The following is a 21,057-nucleotide window of genomic DNA, read 5'->3' on the forward strand; positions in this document are numbered from 1 at the left end:
CGCCCCGTGTGGTACGGCGGCGCCGGTCCCTTCTTATTCACCTACCTCCCGAAGGCAAGGCAGAGATGGCACGAGTCGCCCGACAAGACCCCGAGCAGTTCTCCCGTGAAGGCACCCACCCGGTCGACGAGGTGCTCCCGGCGGGAAAGCTCACGCTCTACGGATTCCAGCACGTTCTGGCCTTTTACGCGGGCGCGGTGATCGTCCCGATCGTCGTCGGGAACGCCTTGGGCCTCTCGCACGAAGAGCTGGTCTATCTGATCAATGCGGACCTGCTGACCTGCGGTATCGCCACGATCATCCAGGCCCTGGGCGTCTGGAAGATCGGCGCCAGGCTGCCGCTGGTCCAGGGCGTCACCTTCACCGCCGTCTCGCCGATGATCGCGATCGGCCTGGGCGCCGGCGGCGGCACCGCGGGGCTGCTCGTCGTCTACGGCGCGGTGATCACGGCGGGCATAGCGACCTTCCTCTTCGCGCCGTTCTTCAGCAAGCTGGTGAAGTTCTTCCCGCCGGTCGTCATCGGCACGATCCTCACCATCATCGGCCTCACCCTGATCCCGCAGGGCCTCCAGGACGCGGCCGGCGGGGCGAAGCTGATCGGACACCCCGGGTACGGCGACCTCAAGAACCTCGGATACGCGCTGGGCACCCTGCTGTTCATCCTGGCCGTGGTCCGCCTGGGCAAGCCCTACCTGAGCAGCCTCGCCGTCCTGCTCGGCCTGGTCGCCGGCACGGGCGTCGCCTGGTGCCTGGGTGACGCGGACTTCGGCGCGGTGAAGAACGCCGACTGGTTCGGCGTCAGCACGCCGTTCCACTACGGCATGCCGAAGTTCGAACTCTTCCCGATCATCGCCATGGTCGTCGTCATGCTGATCACCATGGTGGAGACCACCGGAGACGTCTACGCCATCGGGGAGATCACCCGTAAGCGGGTCGACAACGCCACCGTCGCCAGCGCCCTGCGCGCGGACGGTGTCGCCACCGTGCTCGGCGGCGTGCTCAACTCCTTTCCGTACGTGGCATTCGCCGAGAACATCGGCCTGGTGCGGATGTCGAAGGTGATGAGCCGGTTCGTGGTGGTCGCGGCCGGCTGCTTCATGATCGTGATGGGTCTGCTGCCCAAGGCGGGCAGTGTGGTGGCCGCGATTCCGCATCCGGTGCTCGGCGGCGCCGCGATCGCGATGTTCGGCATGGTCGCCACGGTCGGTGTCCAGATCCTGGGCAAGGTGGATCTGCGGGAGGAGCGCAACGCGCTGATCCTGGCCGTCAGTTTCGCCGCCGCGCTGCTGCCCAACGCGGTCGAGCCGTTCTTCCAGCGGATGCCGGAGGACCTCCGTGCGGTCCTCGACAGCGGGATCACCCTGGGCAGCCTGACGGCCGTACTCCTGAACCTCTTCTTCAACGTCTTCACCCGCCGCCGGACGATGGAGATCGACTGGGACGAGATCGAGGCCGACGAGCCGGACGAGGCCCCCGGGCCCATGGACGCCCACGCGCCCGCCGCCCCGTACACCCCGGCCGCCCCGTACGGCACCCCGGGCCGGCACACCGCCGGGCCCGGCGTCCCCGGCCCGCACGCCCGGCATGACGTCCCCGGCCCGCACGCCCCGCAGCATCCGCAGCAGCCGCAGGGCCCCCAGTGGGGGCCGTCCGGGCACTGAGTCCGCCAACGGCGTCGGGCGGGGCGGGACTTGTCACCCAGGTCCCGCCCCGCCCGTTCCCGTTCGCGTCCGCCGCTGCGTGCCCCCGCCGCGGCCCGTCAGTGCGTGGGCACGGTGTGGAACGGCGGTGCCTCGCCGGCGTCCCCGATCAGCTCCCAGAAGTGGTCGACCAGCCGGCGCAGATACGCCGAACGCTCGGCGGCGACCTGCTTGAGGCGGGAGTCGTCGTTCCGCGCCATCACGTGCCCCATGTAGCGCTCGGAGAACTCCGCGAACTCCGCGTGCATCGTGCGCAGCGCGTCGCTCACCCGGGTCTTGTTCAGCGTGGTGATCGTGGCGACCGGGCCGACATGCGACTTCCAGCGCCCGTCGACGGCCGTCCGCAGATGCCCGGCCAGCTCCTCGTTGCGCCCCATCACGCCGATCAGCTTGCGCAGCGACAGCCCGAGCGCGTCCACCAGCGCCTTGGTCTGCCGGTAGTCGCCCGTCCACTGCTGCGCGGCCTCGGCCGCCCGGTAGTGGGCCGGATCCATGCCGATCACCTGCGACAGCCGCTCCACGCTCAGCTGGCGGGCCATCCGGTGCTCGGCCAGGGTCCGCGGCTCGACACCCATCAGCACCGTCGGCGGGCACCACAGGACGTCGGCCAGGGCGAACAGCTGCGGCTCGGTCGGGAACTGGGCGCCGTACTCCCACGCCTCGACCAGCTCGGGGCGCACCGGCGCTCCGCACGCCGTCATGGCCTGGGCCACCTGAGCCGTGCTCAGGCCCACCCGGGCCCGCGCGGATCTGGCCTCGGCGGGGGAGAAGGGAGTGCTGTACACGTGCGGGACACCTCGCTGCACCCGGCGGACGAAGGGCGCTTGGGGGGATTGAAGCTGGAGGAACATCCAGGCGCGGGCAGATTAACAGATGGTCCATACGTACGAATCTTCAGTGCGCCCTTCGGATTGAAGGCGTGCGGGGCCCTGGAGACCGAGGTGCGGGGGATGTGCGCTATCTGTCCGATGTCACGCCTCAACTCGCTTACCGGGTATAGCCGATGGCTCGTCATTTACCGGGCGGTAGCGATTCTTGGGACCGGGTGGTCGACAGGGCGTGACGGGAGTGTGATGCGGGCGCCCCCGGCCCCGGGGCGCCGCCGCTCAACGGGCGGGCCGCGCCGGCCGTCTGCGGGTGGGGCGGGGTGGGGGAAGACATGACGCGGCGCCGCCCCCGGCGATGACCGGGGGCGGCGCCGCGGCCGGGTTCAGAAGGCGGAGTGCGCGAACCAGCGCGCCGGCAGCTCCGCGTCGCCGGAGACGGCGACGGTGTCCGCCTCGCGGCCGAGGCGGCCGTACAGCAGGAGCAGCAGGTCCGTGGCGGGCGCCTCGACACCGGCGTCGGCGGGGCCGGCTGCGGCCTGCGGGATGAGACCAAAACCGTCGGGCGCCAGCCGGACCAGCCAGTCGCCGGCGGTGTCGGTGCACCGGAAGCGGAGCGTCTCGCCGTTGCCGCGCAGCTGCGCCACCCCGGGGGCGAAGGAGGCCGCGTGCGGCAGATTGACCAGGAACTCTTCCACGCCGTCGGCCGCGAGCACGGGGTCGACCACCGGGCGCAGACCGAGGGCCTGTTCGGCGTCGGTGCGGTGCACCAGCGTCTCGAACAGCATCCGCCGCATCCAGAAGCGGGCGTGCTGGTCGACGCCCCAGGCCCACATCGCGGCGTCCGGGTCGATCCCGTCGAAGGCGTCGGCCGCCTCCGCCGCGCTCGCCGCCAGCCAGTCCGCCCAGCCGCGGGCGTCCGTGCCGTCCTCGGGGAGTCGCCAGTTCACCTCGCGGCTGCGCGGCGGCTCCTGGACGCGCCGGCGCAGCAGGCCCGAGAACATCCGCTGCACGTTCCCGGTGTGCCCGATCAGGTTCACCAGCGTCCAGCCGGGGCAGCCCGGCACCGGGAGCGTCAGGTCGGCGCCGTCCAGTGCCGCCACGAACCGCGCCGTCTCCGTCGCGACGGCGGCGCGGTGCGCGGCAGGGGTGACGGCCGTCCGGCCCGGGGTGTCCGAGGTGTTCATGGGTGCCGCTCTTCCGTTCCGTGCGGCCCGGCGACCTCACCGGCCGGGCCTGTGCGCGCAGCCTGTCACAACCGGCCGAGGGGGCCGGGCGGCCGTCCGGGGTCAGCCGACGTGGACCCGCGGGCGCCGGGCCGGGTCGGGCTCGGCGCGCCGCAGGACTTCCCGGGTGACCGGGGCGACCTCGCCGTCACCGAAGACCAGGAAGCGCAGCAGATGGCTGAACGGATGGCCCTCGGTCCAGTTGAAGTAGGCGTGCGGGACCTGGCCGGAGTGCGCCCGCAGCTGCATCAGGACGGCGGCGATGGTGTTGGCCACGCCGGCGCCCTCGACGCGCAGGATCTGCGCCCCGTAGCGCTCCTCGCCCCGCACGTGCAGATCGGTGGTGAAGTCCGAGGAGTCGCGGACGGTGACCTCCAGGAACAGCACCGGCCGGCCGTCGGGGATATGGGTCTCCTCGCGCTGGCTGTACTCCTTCTCGCGGTACTCCGCCGCGTCCCGCTCGTCGGGCTCATTGGCGATGACCCGCAGCGGCCCGGCGGCCATCGCGGCGCCGATCAGCCGCTCGGCCGTCTCGTCGAAGTCGACGTGCACGGCGCGCAGTTCGAAGGCGCGGTGGACACGTGAGGCGAACGAGGTCAGCAGGATGCCGAGGATGAACAGCAGCGCGATCTTCAGGCCGTCGGGCCGCTCGATGACGTTGGTGACCAGGGTGTAGCCGAAGACCAGGGCGATCGCGCCGAAGCCGAGGGTGGCCGCGGGCAGGCGGCGGTGGCGCGCGGCGACGGTGGAGGCGAAGGACGCCGACAGCATCAGCACCAGCACGCCGGTGGCGTAGGCGCCGCTCTGCGCGTCGACGTCGGCGTCGAAGAAGAAGGTGATGCCGAAGGCCGTCGCCAGGAAGATCAGCACCAGCGGGCGCACCGCGCGGGCCCACTCCGGTGCCATGCCGTAGCGCGGCAGATAGCGCGGTACGAGGTTGAGCAGTCCGGCCATCGCGGAGGCGCCGGCGAACCAGAGGATGGCGATGGTGGAGAGGTCGTAGACGGTGCCGAAGGCCTCGCCGAGGTTGTGGTGCGCCAGGTAGGCCAGCGCGCGCCCGTTGGCCGAGCCGCCGGGCGCGAACTCCCGCTGCGGGATGAGCAGCGTGGTCGCCAGGCTCGACAGCAGCAGGAAGCCGCTCATGACCAGCGCCGCGGTGGTCAGCAGCCGGCGGGTGCCGCGGATCCGGCCGGCCGGGCGCGCGGGGGTGTCGGCGGCGTCGCCCTGGATCTGCGGCATGACGGCGACACCGGTCTCGAAGCCGGACATGCCCAGCGCCAGCTTGGGGAAGACCAGCAGCGCCACCCCGACGATCGCCACCGGCGAGGAGTGCGCGGCGGTCATGGCGCCCCACCAGTTGTCGATCACCACGGGGTGCGAGAGCACCTGCCAGGCGGAGGTGGCCAGGACGACGACGTTCAGCGCCAGATAGGTCCCGACCAGGCCGACGGCTATGCCGATCGCCTCACGGAAGCCCTTGAGGAACACCGCGCCCAGGGCGGCCAGCAGCGCCAGGGTGATCCACAGGTTCTCGCCGTGCAGCAGCGGAGGGGCGAACGGGTTCTCCACGACGTGCGCCGAGGCGTCCGCGGCCGACAGCGTCATCGTGATGATGAAGTCGGTGGCGGCGAACCCCAGCAGCACCAGCACCAGCAGCTTGCCCGCCCACCACGGCAGCAGCCGCTCCAGCATGGCGATCGAACCCTCTCCGTTCGGGCTCTCCTTGGCGACCCTGCGGTACACCGGCAGCGCGCCGAACAGGGTCAGCGCGATCAGGACGAGGGTGGCGAACGGCGAGAGCAGCCCGGCCGCCAGCGCGGCGATGCCCGGCTGGTAGCCCAGCGTCGAGAAGTAGTCGACACCCGTCAGGCACATGACCCGCCACCACGAGTGCCCCTTGTGCTCGTCCGGCGGGGTGCCGTGCGGGCCGGGGTGGCGGGCGGCCTGGCTGCTCAGTCCGTCCAGGAGCCAGGCGCGCCACCGCCGGGCGGGGGTGGCGGGAGGCGTGGGGTCCGCCTGGACAGTGGTGGTCATCTGCGTACGTCCTGCCGGTCATCGGTCATCGGTTCGGGCAACGAGCAGCGAGTATGCATCACCGTCCGGGGCGTGCCGCGGGCCGCCCCGCACCGGACGGCATCGGCCACGCCCCGCCCGGCGCCGGCGGCGCGTCAGCGGGGCGTCAGGAAGCGTCCGCCACCCGTACGCACGGCGTTAAGGACCGGTCGCCGGAGCCCGCGCGCGACGCACGCTGGCGGCAAGGGCCCACCGCGGAGCCGACGGAACCGCCCCGGTCCGCCGCGGGGGCCGCAGCAGGAGGTGTTCGCCGTGGCCGTTCTCCACCGGCCGGTGCCCGCGCACCGCCCCCGCTTCCACCCGCCGCTGCCGCGGGCGACGGCGTCCCGCACCCGCCCGGCCCGCCGGATGCCGCCCCGCGGCACCCTCGCCCGCGATCTCGCCCTGCCGCTCGGCGCGGTGGGCGCGGCGCTGCTGGTGACCGCCCTCACGCTGACCGGGCCCGGCGCCCGCGCCCCGCTCGCGGCGGCCGTCTTCGCCCTGCTGACGGTGGCCGTCGCCGCGCTCGCCCGGCCGGTCGTGGTCCCCGGCGTGGCGCTGGTGTCGTGGCTGTTCTACGACGGCTTCGTGCTGAACGGGCACGCCGAGCTGGCCTTCGGGGCGCCGGACCGGACGGGTCTGGTGGTGCTCGGCTGCGCCGCCGCCGCGGGCGCGTGCGGCGCCGCGGCCCTGCGCGCCCTCCGGCGCCGCACGGCCGGGTGACCGGCGGTCGCGCGGACGCGGTGTCCGCCCGGGGACGTCACAGCTCGGGCACGTCGCCCCACTGGTCGAGGATGTCGTCGGCCGACTCCGGGCCGGTGGCCGGCCGGCCACCGTCGAGGGACTGCTCGGTCCAGATGACCTTGCCGCCGGGGGTGTAGCGGGTGCCCCAGCGCTGGGCGAACTGGGCGACGAGGAACAGCCCCCGGCCGCCCTCGTCCGTGGTGGCGGCCCGGCGCAGATGCGGCGAGGCACTGGTGCCGTCGGAGACCTCGCAGATCAGGCTGCGGTCGAGCAGCAGACGGACCCGGATCGGCTGGGCGCCGTAACGGATCGCGTTGGTGAGCAGCTCGCTGAGGATCAGCTCGGTGGTGAAACGGATCGCGGTCAGGCCCCAGGACTCCAGCATCTCCAGACAGGCCGACCGCACGGGCGCGACCGCGGCCGGGTCGGAGGGCACCTCCCAGTCGGCGACGCTGCCGGGGCCCAGCAGCCGGGTACGGGCCACCAGCAGCGCGATGTCGTCGCTGGGGTGGTCGGGCAGCATCGCGTCGAGGACCCCCGTACAGGTCTCCTCCGGAGTGCGCTCCGCCCCGGCCGCCAGGGCCGTACGCAGCAGCTCCAGTCCGGCGCCGATGGCGCGGTCCCGGTTCTCGACCAGCCCGTTGGTGTACAGCACCAGCCGGGAGCCCTCACGCAGGATCAGCTCCGCGGTCTCCACCGGCACGCTGCCGCCCAGGCCCAGCGGCGGGGAGACCGGCACCTCGGGGAAGGTGACGGCGCCGTCCGGGCCGATCACGGCGGGTGCGGGGTGGCCGGCCGTGGCCAGCGTGGTCCGGCCGCCCACCGGGTCGTAGATGGCGTACAGACAGGTCGCGCCGGTGATGCCGGGGCGCTCCGCCCCGTCCGGCCCGCCGTCGGAGTCCGCGGGCACACCGCCCGGCCACACCCCCTCGTCGCCCGCGCCGGCCGCCCGCGCCTCGTCGGTGTCGATATGGCTGACCAGTTCGTCCAGATGACTCAGCAGCTCGTCGGGCGGCAGGTCGAGGGCCGAGAAGTTGTGGACCGCGGTACGCAGCCGGCCCATGGTGGCGGCGGCGTGCAGCCCGTGCCCGACGACATCGCCGACCACCAGCGCCACCCGGGCGCCGGGCAGCGGGATGACGTCGAACCAGTCGCCGCCGACCCCGGCGTGCGCCGGCAGATAGCGGTGGGCCACCTCCAGGGCGGACTGCTCGGGCAGGGTCTGCGGCAGCAGGCTGCGCTGGAGGGTGACGGCCGTGGTGTGCTCGCGGGTGTAGCGGCGGGCGTTGTCGATGGCGACCGCGGCCCGCGCGGTCAGCTCCTCGGCGAACGCCATGTCCTCCGCCTCGAAGCGGCCGGAGAGGTCGGACCGCCAGAAGTTGGCCACCCCGAGGATCACCCCGCGCGCCTGCAGCGGCACGGCGATCAGCGACCGGATCCCCTGCTCCAGCACCCGCCGGGCGCCCGCCACGTCCTGCCGCCGCCACTCGTACGTCGTGCGCAGATCGCGCAGCAGGACCGGCCGCCCGCTCGTCAGCACCTCGGCCATCGGGGCGCCGGGCACCGCCGAAATGGCGTCGCCCACCCGGTAGATCGCCGACTCCTCGGGGACGCCGCAGACCGCCATCCGCCGCAGCGCGGGATCCGCCCCGGCCGCCGGTTCGTCGCCGTGCAGCACGGGCTCCAGCAGTTCGACGGTGACCACGTCGGCGAACCGGGGGACCGCGACGGCCGCCAGCTCCTCGGCGGTGCGCCCCACGTCCAGCGTGGTGCCGATCCGCAGCCCCGCGTCGTAGATCAGCTTCAGCCGCTCCTGGGCCACCCCCGCCCGGCCGGCCAGGGCCCGCAGCTCGGTGCTGTCCCGCAGCGTCACCACGGTCCCGGCCGGGCCGCTGCGGGGCGCGGCGGGACGGACGTTCACCGCCAGCAGCCGGTCGCCGGCCAGATGCACCTCGTCGCTGGCGCTCCGGCCGGAGACCAGCAGGGCGGTCAGCCGCGCCGACAGCTCCAGGTCGGCGACCGGGCGCCGCTCCGCGTCCGCGGGCAGCTCCAGCAGCCGCCGCGCCTCGTCGTTGGCCAGCAGCAGCACCCCGTCATGACTGATGATCAGTACGCCCTCGCGGACGGCGTGCAGCACCGCGTCGTGGTGGTCGTACATCTCCCGCATCTCGGCCGGGTGCAGCCCGTGCGTCTGCCGCCGCAGCCGCTGGCTCACCCATGCCGCCCCGCCGGTGACCAGCACTAGCGCCCCCGCGGCGGAGCCGAGCAGCAGCGGCAGCTGGTGCGCCGTCCACTCGTCCTCCTGGTGCACGCGGATCCCGACGGAGACCAGCCCGGCGACCGGACCGCCCGGCGCGCGGACCGGCACCGTGGTGCTCACCGCGGTCCCGAGGGCCGTGCTGAACGTCGCGGTGTGCGTCCGGCCGTCGGGCGGCGGCCGGACGGGGACGTGCTTGCCGATCAGGCGGGGATCGGGGTGCGTCCAGCGGAGGCCGTCGGGCCGCAGCGCGATGATGAAGTCCACGCCGGAGGCCTTGCGGGCCGCCTCCGCAGCGGGCTGCAGGGCCGCCGTCGGGTCGGCGGACCGCATGGCGGCGAGGGTTCCCGGCGCCCGGGCGAAGGTCTCCGCGCCGACGATCGAACGCTGCCGCGCCTCCTGCGCGCCCGCGCGCTCCGACTGGAGGAAGAGGGCCACCAGCGCCGCGATGACCAGCAGCACGGTGAGCGCGAGCTGCAGCAGGAACACCTGGCCCGCGACGCTGTGGGTGGTCAGCAGGGCACGGACGTGTCCTCCCCGGGAGCGTGACGACCCCGGGGACTCGTCACCTTCTCGCCGGAAGATTTCCCTCATGACCCATATTTAGCATTGTGTACAGCTATGGGGTGTTCGGCTCTCTCGACGCCGGACCGCGGCGAACCGCCACGCAGGAGCCGCCGCACGAGGGTGCGTCATCCCTCGTGTGGTGCCGGTCCGCCCCGTGCGGAAAAAACCGGTGGCGCCCCCGGCGGCCACCGCGCTAGCGTCTGCGGCGTTCGGGACGGCGGTCGGGAGCCGCTGTCGCAAGCCGTGCGAGCAACCGGGAGGTGAGGACATTGACGACTGCCGCTGCGGTGGGCACTGCCCGCATTCAGGAGTTCCTCAACCTCACCCCGTGGTCTCCGGCTGACTCGATGTCTGCTCTTCTCCGCGCCTGACGCGCGGCGCCGGGACCCACCCTCCGAAGGGTCATCCCGTTGTTCTCTCCCGCTCTCTCCACCGCGCACCCGCTGACCGCCTACGGCTGGGACCCGGGCTTCGCGGAGCGTTTCACCCCCTTTGCCGAGCAGGGGCTGTGCCCCGGCCGGATCGTCCGCGTGGACCGCGGGCGGGTGGACGCCGTCGTACCGGACGGTGACGGCGTCCGGACCGTACTCGCCGACACCGCGCCGGTGGCGACCGGCGACCCGATGCGCGTGCCGTGCACGGGGGACTGGGCCGCGCTGGACCTCGGGCCCGGCAAGGCCCATGTCGACGGCGTCGTACGGGCGTTGCTGCCGCGTCGTACGGCATTCGTGCGGTCCACGTCCTCGAAGCGGGCCGAGGGTCAGGTGCTGGCCACCAACCTCGACCACGTCGTCATCTGCGTGTCCCTCGCGGAACCGCTGGACCTCGGGCGGATCGAGCGGTTCCTGGCGCTGGCGATGTCCGGCGCGGCCGACGAGGAGCCGTTGGCCGCCCCCTCCCCGGCGGGCGGTGCGCGGCCCGTGGTCGTACTGACCAAGGCGGACCTGGCCGGGACGCCGGAGGGCGTCGCGCATCTCGTCACGGATACCGAATCCGTGGCCCCCGGCGTGCCGGTGCTGGCGGTCAGCGCGACGACCGGCGACGGGCTCGACGTGCTCCGCGCCGTGCTCGCCGGCGGCACCTCCGTCCTGCTGGGCCGGTCCGGCGCGGGCAAGTCCACCCTGGTCAACGCCCTGGTCGGGGAGGAGGTGCAGCGGGTGCAGGAGATCCGCGACCGCGACGGCAAGGGGCGGCACACCACGACCACCCGCGATCTGCGGCCGCTGCCCGGCGGCGGGGTCCTCATCGACACCCCCGGGCTGCGCGGCGTCGGGATGTGGGACGCGGAGACCGGTCTTGCCCGGACCTTCGCGGACGTGGAGGAGCTGGCCGCGCAGTGCCGCTTCCACGACTGCGCGCACCGCTGTGAACCGGGCTGCGCCGTGCAAGAGGCCGTCGAGAGCGGCGAGTTGTCCGTCCGGCGGCTGGAGAGCTACGGCAAGCTGCAGCGCGAGAACCAGCACATCGTGGCGAAGACCGACGCCCGGCTGCGCGCCGAGATCCGCCGCGAATGGCGGCAGAAGCAGGCGCTGGGCCGCCACATGGCGGAACGGAAGCGGGGGCCGCGGGGCTGAGACGGCGGGCGGGGGAAGGGCCAGGCCCTTCCCCCGCCCGGTGGCCTTCCGCCGGGGGTGCTGCCGTCGGGTGAACAGCCCGGGGGCGGCGGCCGGGGCACCCGGGGCGATGACGCACCCGGCGCGAGGGCGCCGCCCGCCGTACGCCGCAGTCGTGCGGCGCGCCCCCCCGGGGACGCCTCAGCCGGCCGCCACCACGCCGATCCAGGCGCCGGCCACCAGCAGGCACGCGAACAGCTCGATCAGCACGCTCAGGCCGGTGGCGCGCATGGCCGTACGGGTCGAGGCCCAGGCCTGGCCATGGCCGCCCAGCCGGACCCGTTCCAGCAGGTAGAGGCCGCCGACGGCGCCCAGCGGGCAGCCGAGGACCGGGACCAGGAAGAACCCCACGATGCCGGCCACCCCGGCCAGGAACAGGGTCCGGTACGGCGCGCCCGCGGCCCGCGGAGCCCGGGGCGGCAGCAGCCACTTGACCACCTGGTTGACGAGCAGCAGGGCGGTGGCGCCGATGAGCACCGCCCAGGCCGGGCCGGACTTCTCGGACAGCGCCCACCACATCGCACCCGCCCAGACGATCAGCGGCCCGGGGATGCCGGGCACCAGCACCCCGAGCAGCCCGAGCAGCATGACCAGGCCGACCGCCACCAGCTGCCACACGTTCATGCGCCGGCCCCGCCCCGCCCGCCGTCACGGGACACGGCACGCCGCCCGGCCCGCTCGCCGCCCGCGCTCACCCGCCGGCCTCACTCCCGGCGGGCGCGGGCCCCGTGACGGCCCGTCCGCTGCACGCTCTCATGGGCCCAGCGTGCCGGACCCGGCCCGGAAGCGCTTGCCGGCGCCTCCCCCTTCCGGGTGGCCGGCCGGGGCCCTTCCGGGTGGCCGACCGGGGCCGCGCGCCCGCGTCGTCCGTCACGTGCCGCGCGCCCGCCGGACGTCGCCGGCCCGCGGCGTGGCACCGCCGGATCCCCCCCCGGCTGACCCGATCAAGCCCGCGCCGCCCCGTGCCCCCCACGGGGGAACGCTCTTTCGCGCCCTGTCTGGGCCGTGGCCGTCCGGGGACAATACGGTCCATGAAGCAGCAGGGGACCGGGCGCGGCCACGAGGACGACTGGTGGCGGCGGTTGTACGGCGACGGCGGCGGCAGCGGAGGCGGGGGCGCGGCGGGTGACACCGGGGCGTCCGACGCCCCGGACACCCTCGACGACCGGGTCGCGTCGGCGTTACGGGCGCTGGCGGCGCCGGGCCGGACGGACCGGGCACCCCGGCAGCGGCCCGGAAGGGCGGAGCCCCCGGCGCAACCGCCGCGGAGAAGGGATACGGTGCCGCCCCAGGAGCCGTCCCCGTGGGCGGAGCAGACCGGCCAAGAGCCGCCGGGCCGGGCGGAACCGTCCACCGGGGACACGCCGGGACGGTCGGAACCGGCGGTCGGCGACACGCCGGGCCGGGCGGCGCCGGCTCCCCGGGACACGCCGGAGCGGCCCGATCCGGCCGCCGGGAAGCCACCCGGCCGGTCCGCGTCACCACCCCCGCCCGCCTTCCCCACCCCACCGGCCCCGATCCCGCTCCAGGCCACCGGCCCCGGCTCGCGCCCGGCGGCCCCGCGCCGGCCCGTTCCGCCCCCGCGCGGGGCACCCGCCGACCCGCCGCCCTCCTCGCCGCCCCCGTACGACCCCGAGCCCGGCCCCCTCCCCGCCGCCGACCCCGCCGCCCTCGACGAACTGGTGCCCGACACCGCGCTGGACGGCTCCCGTTACGGCGCGCTGACCCTGCGCGCCGCCTCCCGCCGCGGCGATCTGGCCCGCCACCGCGGCGACGCCCGCCGCGACGCGCTGCTCACCGTCCGCTTCGGGTCCGGCCGGCACGCGCTGCTGCTGGTCGCCGTCGCCACCGGTCCGCCGTCCGGCGAGGGCGCCGCGCGCGCCGCCCGTGACGCCTGCGCCTGGATCGGTCGCGCGGTCGGCCGCAGCTGCACCCGACTGGCCGAGGACATCCGCACCGACCAGCGCGACGCCCTCCGCTCCGGCCTGCAGCGGCTCACCGACCGCAGCTACGGCACGCTGCGCGCCCAGGCACAGGAGCGGGGCCTGCCGCCGGAGCGGTACACCGCCGCGCTGCGCTGCCTGCTGCTGCCCGCCGACCCGGAGTGCCGCACCCGGGTGTTCTTCGGGGTCGGCCCGGGCGGCCTGCTCCGGCTGCGGGACGGCGCCTGGCAGGACCTGGAGCCCACCGCGCCGGACCCTCTGCCGCGGCACGCCCCGGCGGACCCCGGCGACCCGACTCCGCCCACCCCCGGCGGGAGTGCGGACGGCACCCGGGCACCGGCCGAGCCCTTCCTCTTCCGGACCGCCTTCGCCCGTCCGGGGGACATGCTGCTGCTGTGCAGCGCCGGACTCGCGGAACCGCTCCAGCAGGACCGCGTGTTCGCCGCCCGGCTCGCCGCCGAGTGGTCCGCCCCCGGGCCGCCGGGACTCACGGACTTCCTCGCCGCCGCCCAACTGCGGGTCGAGGGCCACCCGAAGGACCGTACGGCCGTCGCGGTGTGGGAGTCGTAGCAGGGGGCAGACGGGCTATCCGGCACGGACCGGAGGCCGGCTCCCAGCGGAGGCGCCCCGGGACGGCACATGGGTTCATGGGAAGCGGACCCAGCAGCCACCCACCCGTCGAAGGAGCGGCAGCGACATGGCGAAGCAGACCGTGGCCGAGCAGTTCGTGGACATCCTGGCGCGGGCGGGGGTGCAGCGGCTCTACGGCGTCGTCGGCGACAGCCTGAACCCGGTGGTGGACGCCATCCGCCGCAACTCCGCGATCGACTGGATCCAGGTCCGCCACGAGGAGGTCGCGGCCTTCGCGGCCGGGGCGGAAGCGCAGCTCACAGGCTCCCTCGCGGCCTGCGCCGGCTCCTGCGGCCCCGGCAATCTGCACCTCATCAACGGCCTCTACGACGCCCACCGCTCGATGGCCCCGGTCCTCGCGCTGGCCTCTCACATCCCCTCCAGCGAGATCGGCACCACCTTCTTCCAGGAGACCCACCCCGACCGCCTGTTCACCGAGTGCAGCCACTACAGCGAGCTGATCTCCCATACGCGGCAGATGCCCCGGGTGCTGCAGACCGCGATCCAGCACGCCATCGGGCAGCGCGGCGTGTCGGTGGTCTCCCTCCCCGGCGACATCGCCGCCGAACCGGCCCCCGAGCGGGCCGTCGAACACGCCCTGGTCACCTCCCGCCCGACCGTGCGCCCCGGGGACGCCGAGATCGACACCCTCGCCCGCATGATCGACGAGGCCCGGAGGGTCACCCTGTTCTGCGGCAGCGGCACCGCGGGCGCCCACGCCGAGGTCATGCAGTTCGCCGAACGCGTGAAGTCCCCCATCGGTCATGCACTGCGCGGCAAGGAATGGATCCAGTACGACAACCCCTACGACGTGGGCATGAGCGGGCTGCTCGGCTACGGCGCGGCCTACGAGGCCACCCACGAGTGCGACCTGTTGATCCTGCTCGGCACGGACTTCCCCTACAACGCCTTCCTGCCCGACGAGGACGACGTCAAGATCGTGCAGGTCGACGTCCGGCCCGAACACCTGGGCCGCCGCTCCAAGCTCGACCTGGCCGTCTGGGGCGATGTCCGCGAGACGCTGCGCTGTCTGACTCCCAAGGTCCGCCCCAAGACGGACCGCACGTTCCTCGACCGGATGCTCAAGAAGCACGCCGACGCGCTGGAAGGCGTGGTCAAGGCCTACACCCGCAAGGTCGAGAAGCACACCCCCATCCACCCGGAGTACGTCGCTTCCATCCTGGACGAGGAGGCCGCCGACGACGCGGTCTTCACCGTCGACACCGGCATGTGCAACGTCTGGGCCGCCCGCTATCTCAGCCCCAACGGCCGCCGCCGGGTGATCGGTTCGTTCAGCCACGGCTCGATGGCCAACGCACTGCCGCAGGCGATCGGCGCCCAGTTCATCGACCGCGGCCGGCAGGTCGTCTCCATGTCGGGCGACGGCGGTTTCTCCATGCTGATGGGCGACTTCCTCACCCTTGTCCAGTACGACCTGCCGGTGAAGGTCGTGCTGTTCAACAACTCCGCGCTGGGCATGGTGGAGCTGGAGATGCTGGTCTCCGGCCTCCCCTCCTACGGCACCACCAACCACAACCCGGACTTCGCGGCCATCGCCCGCGCGGCCGGCGCCCACGGCATCCGGGTGGAGAAGCCCAAGCAGGTACGCGGCGCACTGCGCGAGGCCTTCCGCCACAAGGGCCCGGCCCTGGTCGACATCGTCACCGACCCCAACGCCCTGTCCATCCCCCCGAAGATCAGCGCCGAGATGGTCTCCGGCTTCGCCCTCTCCGCCGGCAAGATCGTCCTCGACGGCGGCGTCGGCCGCATGCTCCAGATGGCCCGCTCCAACCTGCGCAACATTCCGCGGGGTTAGTCACCGGGGTACTCGCCGCCGGTTACAGCTCCACCGGCCGACCGCTCTCCCACAGCGCGGTCACATGACTCGCGAAGCGGTCGTGGAGTCCGTCCTCCGGGGAGCAGCTCGTCACCGTGGCCGCGCAGTGTCAGCACTCCCCGTCGGACACCGGCCCCATCAAGCCCATGCCGACACCCCGCCCTCCGAGCCGGGACAAGCCGTAGCCGACAGCCCGCGCCGGCATCTGCGACACTCGGGGCGTCGACAGGAGGGTCCATGACTGAGTGGACCAACCCCCGTTACGCCGCACTGGTGAAGGCGTGGCGCGACGCTCAGGACGAAGAGTCGCAGGAGCGTGCAGGCTCCAAAGTCCGAGGCTTCGTTCTCCCTGACGTCGTCGACGAGCCCGGGAGCTAGACCGGCGGCATCAGCCCCGTTCGCGGCCCGCGGACGGGGCTTCTGCACGCTTGTGGGTCCGAGACCGCCCTGCCGGAAACCCTGTAACGCCGCTCCGACCCGGAGGAAGCTACCGGGCGCGCTCACCCCGCCGGCGGATGCTGCGGGCGCAGTCGCAGCGTCAGGATCTGGAACGGGCGGAGTTCGAGTGCCAGGTCGGCGGTCGGGCCCTCCTCCTCGCGGTGCAGGGGGCGCTCCAGGAGGTCGGTGACGGTGGCCCGTTCGAGGGGGAAGCCGGGGGAGAGGGTGCCGCTGGCGCGGCCTCCGCGGGACTCGTAGAGGCGCACGATCACATCGCCGCTGCGGTCCTCGGCGAGTTTGACCGACTCCACGGTCAGGGCCGGGTGGTCGATGCGGATCAGCGGGGCGACGGGCGGGGTGGCGGCGGTGCGCAGGGGGAGGTTGAGGGCGAGGCCCTCGGCGACGGCCTCGCCGGTGCCGGCACCCGGCAGCAGGGCGTAGGTGAAGCGGTGGGTGCCCTGGTCGGTCTCGGGGTCGGGGCTGTGCGGGGCGCGCAGCAGGGTCAGCCGCACCGTCGTGCCCAGGCCGTCGGCGTGCGGGGTGCGGGTGACGTCATGGCCGTACGTCGAGTCGTTGAGCAGCGCGACGCCGTAGCCGGGCTCGGCGACCCGCAGCCAGCGGTGCGCGCAGATCTCGAAACGGGCCGCGTCCCAGCTGGTGTTGGTGTGGGTGGGGCGGTGTACGTGGCCGAACTGCACCTCGGCGGTGGATTGTTCGGCGTGGACGTCGAGCGGGAAGGCGGCCTTGAGGACCTTCTCCGACTCGTGCCAGTCGATGGCGGTGTGGATGTCCAGACGGTGCGAGCCGGCCCGCAGCGTCAGCTCCTGCACGATCCGGGACGCGCCGAACGCCCTGGTCACCCGGGCCGTCGCGGACAGCGGCCCGGCCGCGGCGAGTTCGACGGACTCGGCGTCGGTCAGATCGGTGTGCCGGTTGCGGTAGTGCCGGTCGAGGTCCCAGGCGTCGTAGCGGTTGGGGTGGTCGGGGTGCAGCTGGAGCAGGTTGCCACGGGCGCCCGGCGCCAGGACCTCCCGCCCGGCCTGCAGATCGCGCACGGACACCAGCAGCCCGTCGGAGTCGAGCCGCACCCGCAGCAGCCCGTTGTCGAGGGTGAGGCCGCCGTCGGCACCGGTCTCGGCGCGCACGGGTGGGGGCGGCGGGGTGAGGGATTCCGGGCTGGGCCGGGTGGGAGAATTGGTGCCGGGCCGGGTGGGGGAGTTGGTGCCGGGCGGGCGGACGACGGCTGAGCCCAGTGCGGGGACATGGACCGCGACGGCGGACGGCCCGCCCGCGTCCGGGGCCGTTGCAGGCAGTGCGACGATCTCGTGCCGGTCGTAGGGCGAGGCGTTGAACACCGTCGGCGGACCGGCGCTTCCCGCGCCCGCACCGCCCAGCGCGCCGAGCGCCGCCTCGATGATTCCGGTGAGTTCGGCCTCGACCGCCGCGTAGGTCGCGCGGGCCTCGCGATGCACCCAGGCGATGGACGAGCCCGGCAGGATGTCGTGGAACTGGTGCAGCAGGACGGTCTTCCACAGCCGGTCGAGAGCCTCGTACGGGTAGCGGTAGGCGGCTTCCCCGTCCGGCCGCGTGGCGCCCCCGTCCGCCGGTACGGCACCCTCACCCGCCCGCACCGCTGCCGTCGCGGCCCACAACTCGGCCTCGCGCAGCAGGTGTTCGCTGCGCCGGTTGCCCTGCTTGGTCTTCGCCTGTGAGGTGTACGTACCGCGGTGGAACTGGAGGTACAGCTCGCCCGACCAGACCGGCGCCGCCGCCCCGTACTCCTCCTGCGCGGCCTCGAAGAACCGCGCCGGCGGCTCGACCTCCACCCGCGGTGAGCCCTCCAGCGAGCGCAGTCGCCGGGCCCGCTCCAGCATCTCCCGGGTCGGCCCGCCGCCCCCGTCGCCCCAGCCGAACGGCACCAGCGAGCGGGTGGCCCGGCCCTTGTCGGCGAAGTTCCGCTCCGCGTGGGCGAGTTCGGCGGCGTGCAGACGGGAGTTGTAGGTGTCGACCGGCGGGAAGTGCGTGAAGACGCGGGTGCCGTCGATGCCCTCCCACCAGAACGTGTGGTGCGGCATCCGGTCGGTCTGGTTCCACGACAGCTTCTGCGTCAGGAACCACTTCACCCCGGCCAGCCGCGCCAGCTGCGGGAACGCGGCGGTGTAGCCGAACGAGTCCGGCAGCCAGATCTCCTCGGTCTCCACGCCCAGCTCCTGAAGGAAGAACCGCTTGCCGTGCACGAGCTGCCGGGCCAGCGCCTCACCGCCGGGCATGTTGGCGTCGGACTCCACCCACATCGACCCGACCGGCGCCCAGTTGCCCTGCCGCACGGCCTTCTTGATGCGCTCCCAGAGCCGCGGCTGATGCTCCTTGACCCAGGCGTACTGCTGCGCCTGGGAGCAGGCGAACACCAGCTCCGGGTACTCCTCGGCGAGCTGGGTGACGTTGGCGAAGGTGCGGGAGGCCTTGCGCACCGCCTCGCGCAGCGGCCACAGCCAGGCGGAGTCGATGTGCGCGTGGCCGGCGGCCGAGACGCGGTGGGCGCTGGCCGCGGCCGGCCGGCCGAGCACCTCCGTCAGCGCGGCCCGGCCCGCGGCCGCCGTGCCCCCGACGTCGTGCAGGTCCAGCGCGTCCAGCAGGTCCTCCAGGGCCCGCAGGATCTCGTGCCGGCGCGGACGGTCGACGGGCAGCTCGTGCATCAGCTCGGACAGCACCTCGATGTCGAGGACCAGCTGCCAGACGGTCTCGTCGAGCACCGCGAGATCCGCCCCGGCGAAGCGGTACAGCGGCGCACGGGGCGCGGTGCGGACATCGCCGAGGTCGGTGGGGGTGAAGTCCCGCAGCACCGCCGGGTTCGCCGCGGCCTCCAGCAGCAGCCGCACCTCCTCACCACCGCCGACCGGGTTGCCGACGGGAACGTGCCGGTTGTACGGATGGATGCCCTTGAGCGGTACGCCGTCGCCGTCGTGGACCATCCCCTCGGCCTGGAATCCGGGCCCGTCACCGCTGAAGCCCGGATCGATCACGGCCTCCACCCGCCGCCCCGCCCATTCGTCCGGCACCCGGCCCGTCAGCCGGAACCAGCTGGTGGACCACGGCGGTCCCCACGGTTCACCGGCCGTGAACGGTTCGTACGCCGCCGCCAGCGCCTCGCTCACGGGAACGGGCTCACCCGGCGCGTGCCAGACCGAGAGCCGCAGCGGCACCCGCGCCGCGTACTGCGCGGGCCGGATGAACTGCCTCAGCGCCCGTTCCAGGCGCCCCTCCACCAGCAGTCGGTCGTCGTGCACAGCGGCTCCTCACGCTCGGTGTCCCCGTGCGCCGGGGGTGCGCCCCCGGCGGACGGCCGGGAAACGCCCCGGCACGAGCCGGTCCGGCCGGGGTGCCGCGACGGGCTCCCGGTCAGGCATACCCACGCGGAGCCGGGGGGCTCACCCGGCGCGCGGGGCGTGCACCGGTGACCCCGCGGGCGGAAGCATGGCGGCTGATCCGATGGGCATGCTGACCGTGAGGCTGTTCGAGGCAGAGCGCCGAGGTTCGTTGGGGGCGGGGGAGAGCATGCGTCAGCCTGTGCGGCGCGAGGAACGGGACAGAGGAGAGCAGGACGTCGAGGGGAGCCGGGGCGGGGGACATGCCGGGCGGGCGCCGGGCATGCTGGAGCGCAAAGTGCGCCATGCGGACCTGAAGGCGGTCGGCGAGGTCCGCCGGGAGCTGCGCCAGCTGCTGAGCCGTTGGACGGTGCCGGGCGGTGGCGAACTCATGGAGGTCGCCACCCTGCTCACCAGCGAACTGGTCACCAACGCCCTGGTACACGCCGAGGGCGGGGCCGTCGTCACGGCCCGGATCGACGACCGGCTGCGGGTGGAGGTCCGGGACTTCGTCCCCGGCCGCCCCGAGCCCCGCGCACCGACCACCGACGGGACCTCCGGCCGCGGGCTGATGCTGGTGCGTTCCTTAGCCGACGCCTGGGGGATCCGCGCCGAGAGCCTCGGCAAGAGCGTGTGGTTCGAGCTGGGCGGCCGACCGGCCTGACCCGGATCGGACGGTTACGGGCCGGTCGGCCGGTCGGCGCGGTCCGCCACCGGTCAGCCGAATTGGCGTTCGATCTCGGCGAGCTTCTCCTCCAGGGAGTCCAGACGCGGAATCGTCTGGGTGTCGTCCTCGGCGGTGAGATCGACCGTCCGGGCACCGTCAGCGGCTCCGACGCTCCCGGCCTCGGCGCCGGACACGGCCTTCAGCGCCGGACGGGACTGCGCCGACGGCTCCCCGGCGAGCGGCGGCTCGCCGGCTATGGCCGGGTCCGCGCCGGCCACCTCCGCGGTGGCCGAAGCGCCCTGTGTCACCGCCAGCTGCCGGCCACCACGGCCCCAGCTGCGGTGCTGACGGTTGATGGCCTTGATCCTCGCCCGGTCGAGCTTGCCCTGCTCACGCCTGCGCAGACGATTCTGCTCGCTCTGCCGCCGGTCCTCGCGCACCTCTTCGACGGCCTCGTCCAGCGTCCGTACGCCCTCCAGCAGCATCAGCGACCAGGCGGCGAAGGTCTCCCGGGGCGCCCGCAGCCAGCGGACGATCCGGATCTGCGGCAGCGGACGCGGCACCAGGCCCTGCTCGCGCAGCGCCGCCCGGCGGGTCTGCTTCAGCGCCCGGTCGAAGAGGACCGCCGCCGACAGCGACATCCCGGCGAAGAACTGCGGCGCACCGGCGTGGTCCAGACCGCGCGGCGCGTGCACCCAGTTGAACCAGGCGGCGGCACCCGCGAACGTCCACACCAGCATCCGGGAGCCGAGCGCCGCGTCACCGTGGCTGGCCTCCCGCACGGCGAGCACGGAGCAGAACATCGCCGCACCGTCGAGCCCGAACGGCACCAGGTACTCCCAGCCCCCGGAGAGGTTGAGATTCTGCACGCCGAAGCCGACCAGACCGTGGAACGACAGTGCGGCGGCGACCGCCGCACAGCAGAACAGCAGCAGATAGGAGGCCGAGGCGAAGACGGTCTCCTTGCGCCGCCGCCGCTCCTCGCTGCGCTCCCACGAGTCGTCCCCCGCGGACCGCGCGGCCGCCCGCCGTCCCCGTACCACCAGCGTCACGGCCACCGGCACACCGATCAGCAACAGGGTCCCGGGAACCAGCCAATCAAGCGATATATCGGTCATTCTCATTCCGGTGTCCCTTTGCGTCGCGGTCCGCGTTTTCGCGCGCCATCCTGACGGAACCCGCCCCCGTAACCGA

General features: G+C 73.9%; 13 protein-coding genes. 6 read left to right on the plus strand and 7 right to left on the minus strand.

The features are described 5' to 3' along the window. The first annotated feature begins 65 nt into the window (after positions 1–65). Positions 66–1,661 carry a nucleobase:cation symporter-2 family protein gene (locus ACQP17_RS28330; RefSeq protein WP_433858803.1) on the plus strand — a complete coding sequence of 532 codons (1,596 nt, stop codon included), beginning with the start codon at positions 66–68 and terminating at the stop codon, positions 1,659–1,661. Positions 1,662–1,759: 98 nt separating this feature from the next. Here the strand turns inward: ACQP17_RS28330 and ACQP17_RS28335 are convergent, their stop codons facing one another. From ACQP17_RS28335 to ACQP17_RS28345, 3 genes are all read right to left on the minus strand, one after another. After that, positions 1,760–2,485, minus strand: coding sequence for a transcriptional regulator (locus ACQP17_RS28335; RefSeq protein WP_433858804.1), 726 nt, complete (start codon positions 2,483–2,485; stop codon positions 1,760–1,762). 425 nt (positions 2,486–2,910) lie between these two features. Beyond that, positions 2,911–3,711: a maleylpyruvate isomerase family mycothiol-dependent enzyme gene (locus ACQP17_RS28340; RefSeq protein WP_433858805.1), complete on the minus strand. Its 801-nt coding sequence runs from the start codon at positions 3,709–3,711 to the stop codon at positions 2,911–2,913. A 102-nt stretch (positions 3,712–3,813) separates the two neighbouring features. Beyond that, positions 3,814–5,784 carry an amino acid transporter gene (locus ACQP17_RS28345; protein WP_433858806.1) on the minus strand — a complete coding sequence of 657 codons (1,971 nt, stop codon included), beginning with the start codon at positions 5,782–5,784 and terminating at the stop codon, positions 3,814–3,816. Positions 5,785–6,075: 291 nt separating this feature from the next. On the opposite strand from ACQP17_RS28345, the gene ACQP17_RS28350 reads away from it, so the two are divergent. Next, positions 6,076–6,525, plus strand: a complete 450-nt coding sequence (locus ACQP17_RS28350; protein ID WP_433858807.1) for a DUF4118 domain-containing protein — start codon at positions 6,076–6,078, stop codon at positions 6,523–6,525. Between the two features lie 37 nt (positions 6,526–6,562). Here the strand turns inward: ACQP17_RS28350 and ACQP17_RS28355 are convergent, their stop codons facing one another. Further along, the gene (locus tag ACQP17_RS28355; protein ID WP_433858808.1) at positions 6,563–9,397 is read right to left on the minus strand and encodes a SpoIIE family protein phosphatase; all 2,835 of its coding nucleotides are present in this window, start codon (positions 9,395–9,397) and stop codon (positions 6,563–6,565) included. Between the two features lie 383 nt (positions 9,398–9,780). On the opposite strand from ACQP17_RS28355, the gene rsgA reads away from it, so the two are divergent. Beyond that, positions 9,781–10,944, plus strand: a complete 1,164-nt coding sequence (rsgA, locus tag ACQP17_RS28360) for a ribosome small subunit-dependent GTPase A (RefSeq protein WP_433858809.1) — start codon at positions 9,781–9,783, stop codon at positions 10,942–10,944. Positions 10,945–11,124: 180 nt separating this feature from the next. Here the strand turns inward: rsgA and ACQP17_RS28365 are convergent, their stop codons facing one another. After that, the gene (locus ACQP17_RS28365) at positions 11,125–11,607 is read right to left on the minus strand and encodes a DUF456 domain-containing protein (RefSeq protein WP_433858810.1); all 483 of its coding nucleotides are present in this window, start codon (positions 11,605–11,607) and stop codon (positions 11,125–11,127) included. A 407-nt stretch (positions 11,608–12,014) separates the two neighbouring features. On the opposite strand from ACQP17_RS28365, the gene ACQP17_RS28370 reads away from it, so the two are divergent. Together ACQP17_RS28370 and ACQP17_RS28375 are read left to right on the plus strand one after the other, a co-directional pair. After that, the gene (locus ACQP17_RS28370; RefSeq protein WP_433858811.1) at positions 12,015–13,496 is read left to right on the plus strand and encodes a protein phosphatase 2C domain-containing protein; all 1,482 of its coding nucleotides are present in this window, start codon (positions 12,015–12,017) and stop codon (positions 13,494–13,496) included. 127 nt (positions 13,497–13,623) lie between these two features. After that, entirely contained in the window at positions 13,624–15,372 is a 1,749-nt protein-coding gene (locus ACQP17_RS28375; RefSeq protein ID WP_433858812.1) for a pyruvate dehydrogenase, read from the plus strand. A gap of 521 nt (positions 15,373–15,893) precedes the next feature. Here the strand turns inward: ACQP17_RS28375 and ACQP17_RS28380 are convergent. After that, positions 15,894–19,118, minus strand: a complete 3,225-nt coding sequence (locus ACQP17_RS28380; RefSeq protein ID WP_433858813.1) for an alpha-mannosidase — start codon at positions 19,116–19,118, stop codon at positions 15,894–15,896. A gap of 361 nt (positions 19,119–19,479) precedes the next feature. On the opposite strand from ACQP17_RS28380, the gene ACQP17_RS28385 reads away from it, so the two are divergent. Then, complete coding sequence (locus ACQP17_RS28385; RefSeq protein ID WP_433860027.1) at positions 19,480–19,860, plus strand: ATP-binding protein; 381 nt, start codon at positions 19,480–19,482, stop codon at positions 19,858–19,860. A gap of 53 nt (positions 19,861–19,913) precedes the next feature. On the opposite strand, the gene ACQP17_RS28390 is transcribed toward ACQP17_RS28385, so the two are convergent. Continuing rightward, positions 19,914–20,987: a DUF2637 domain-containing protein gene (locus ACQP17_RS28390; RefSeq protein ID WP_433858814.1), complete on the minus strand. Its 1,074-nt coding sequence runs from the start codon at positions 20,985–20,987 to the stop codon at positions 19,914–19,916. Positions 20,988–21,057: the final 70 nt, after the last annotated feature.

Origin of the sequence: Streptomyces kronopolitis (genome assembly GCF_050953795.1) — a bacterium.
GTDB lineage: Bacteria > Actinomycetota > Actinomycetes > Streptomycetales > Streptomycetaceae > Streptomyces > Streptomyces kronopolitis_A.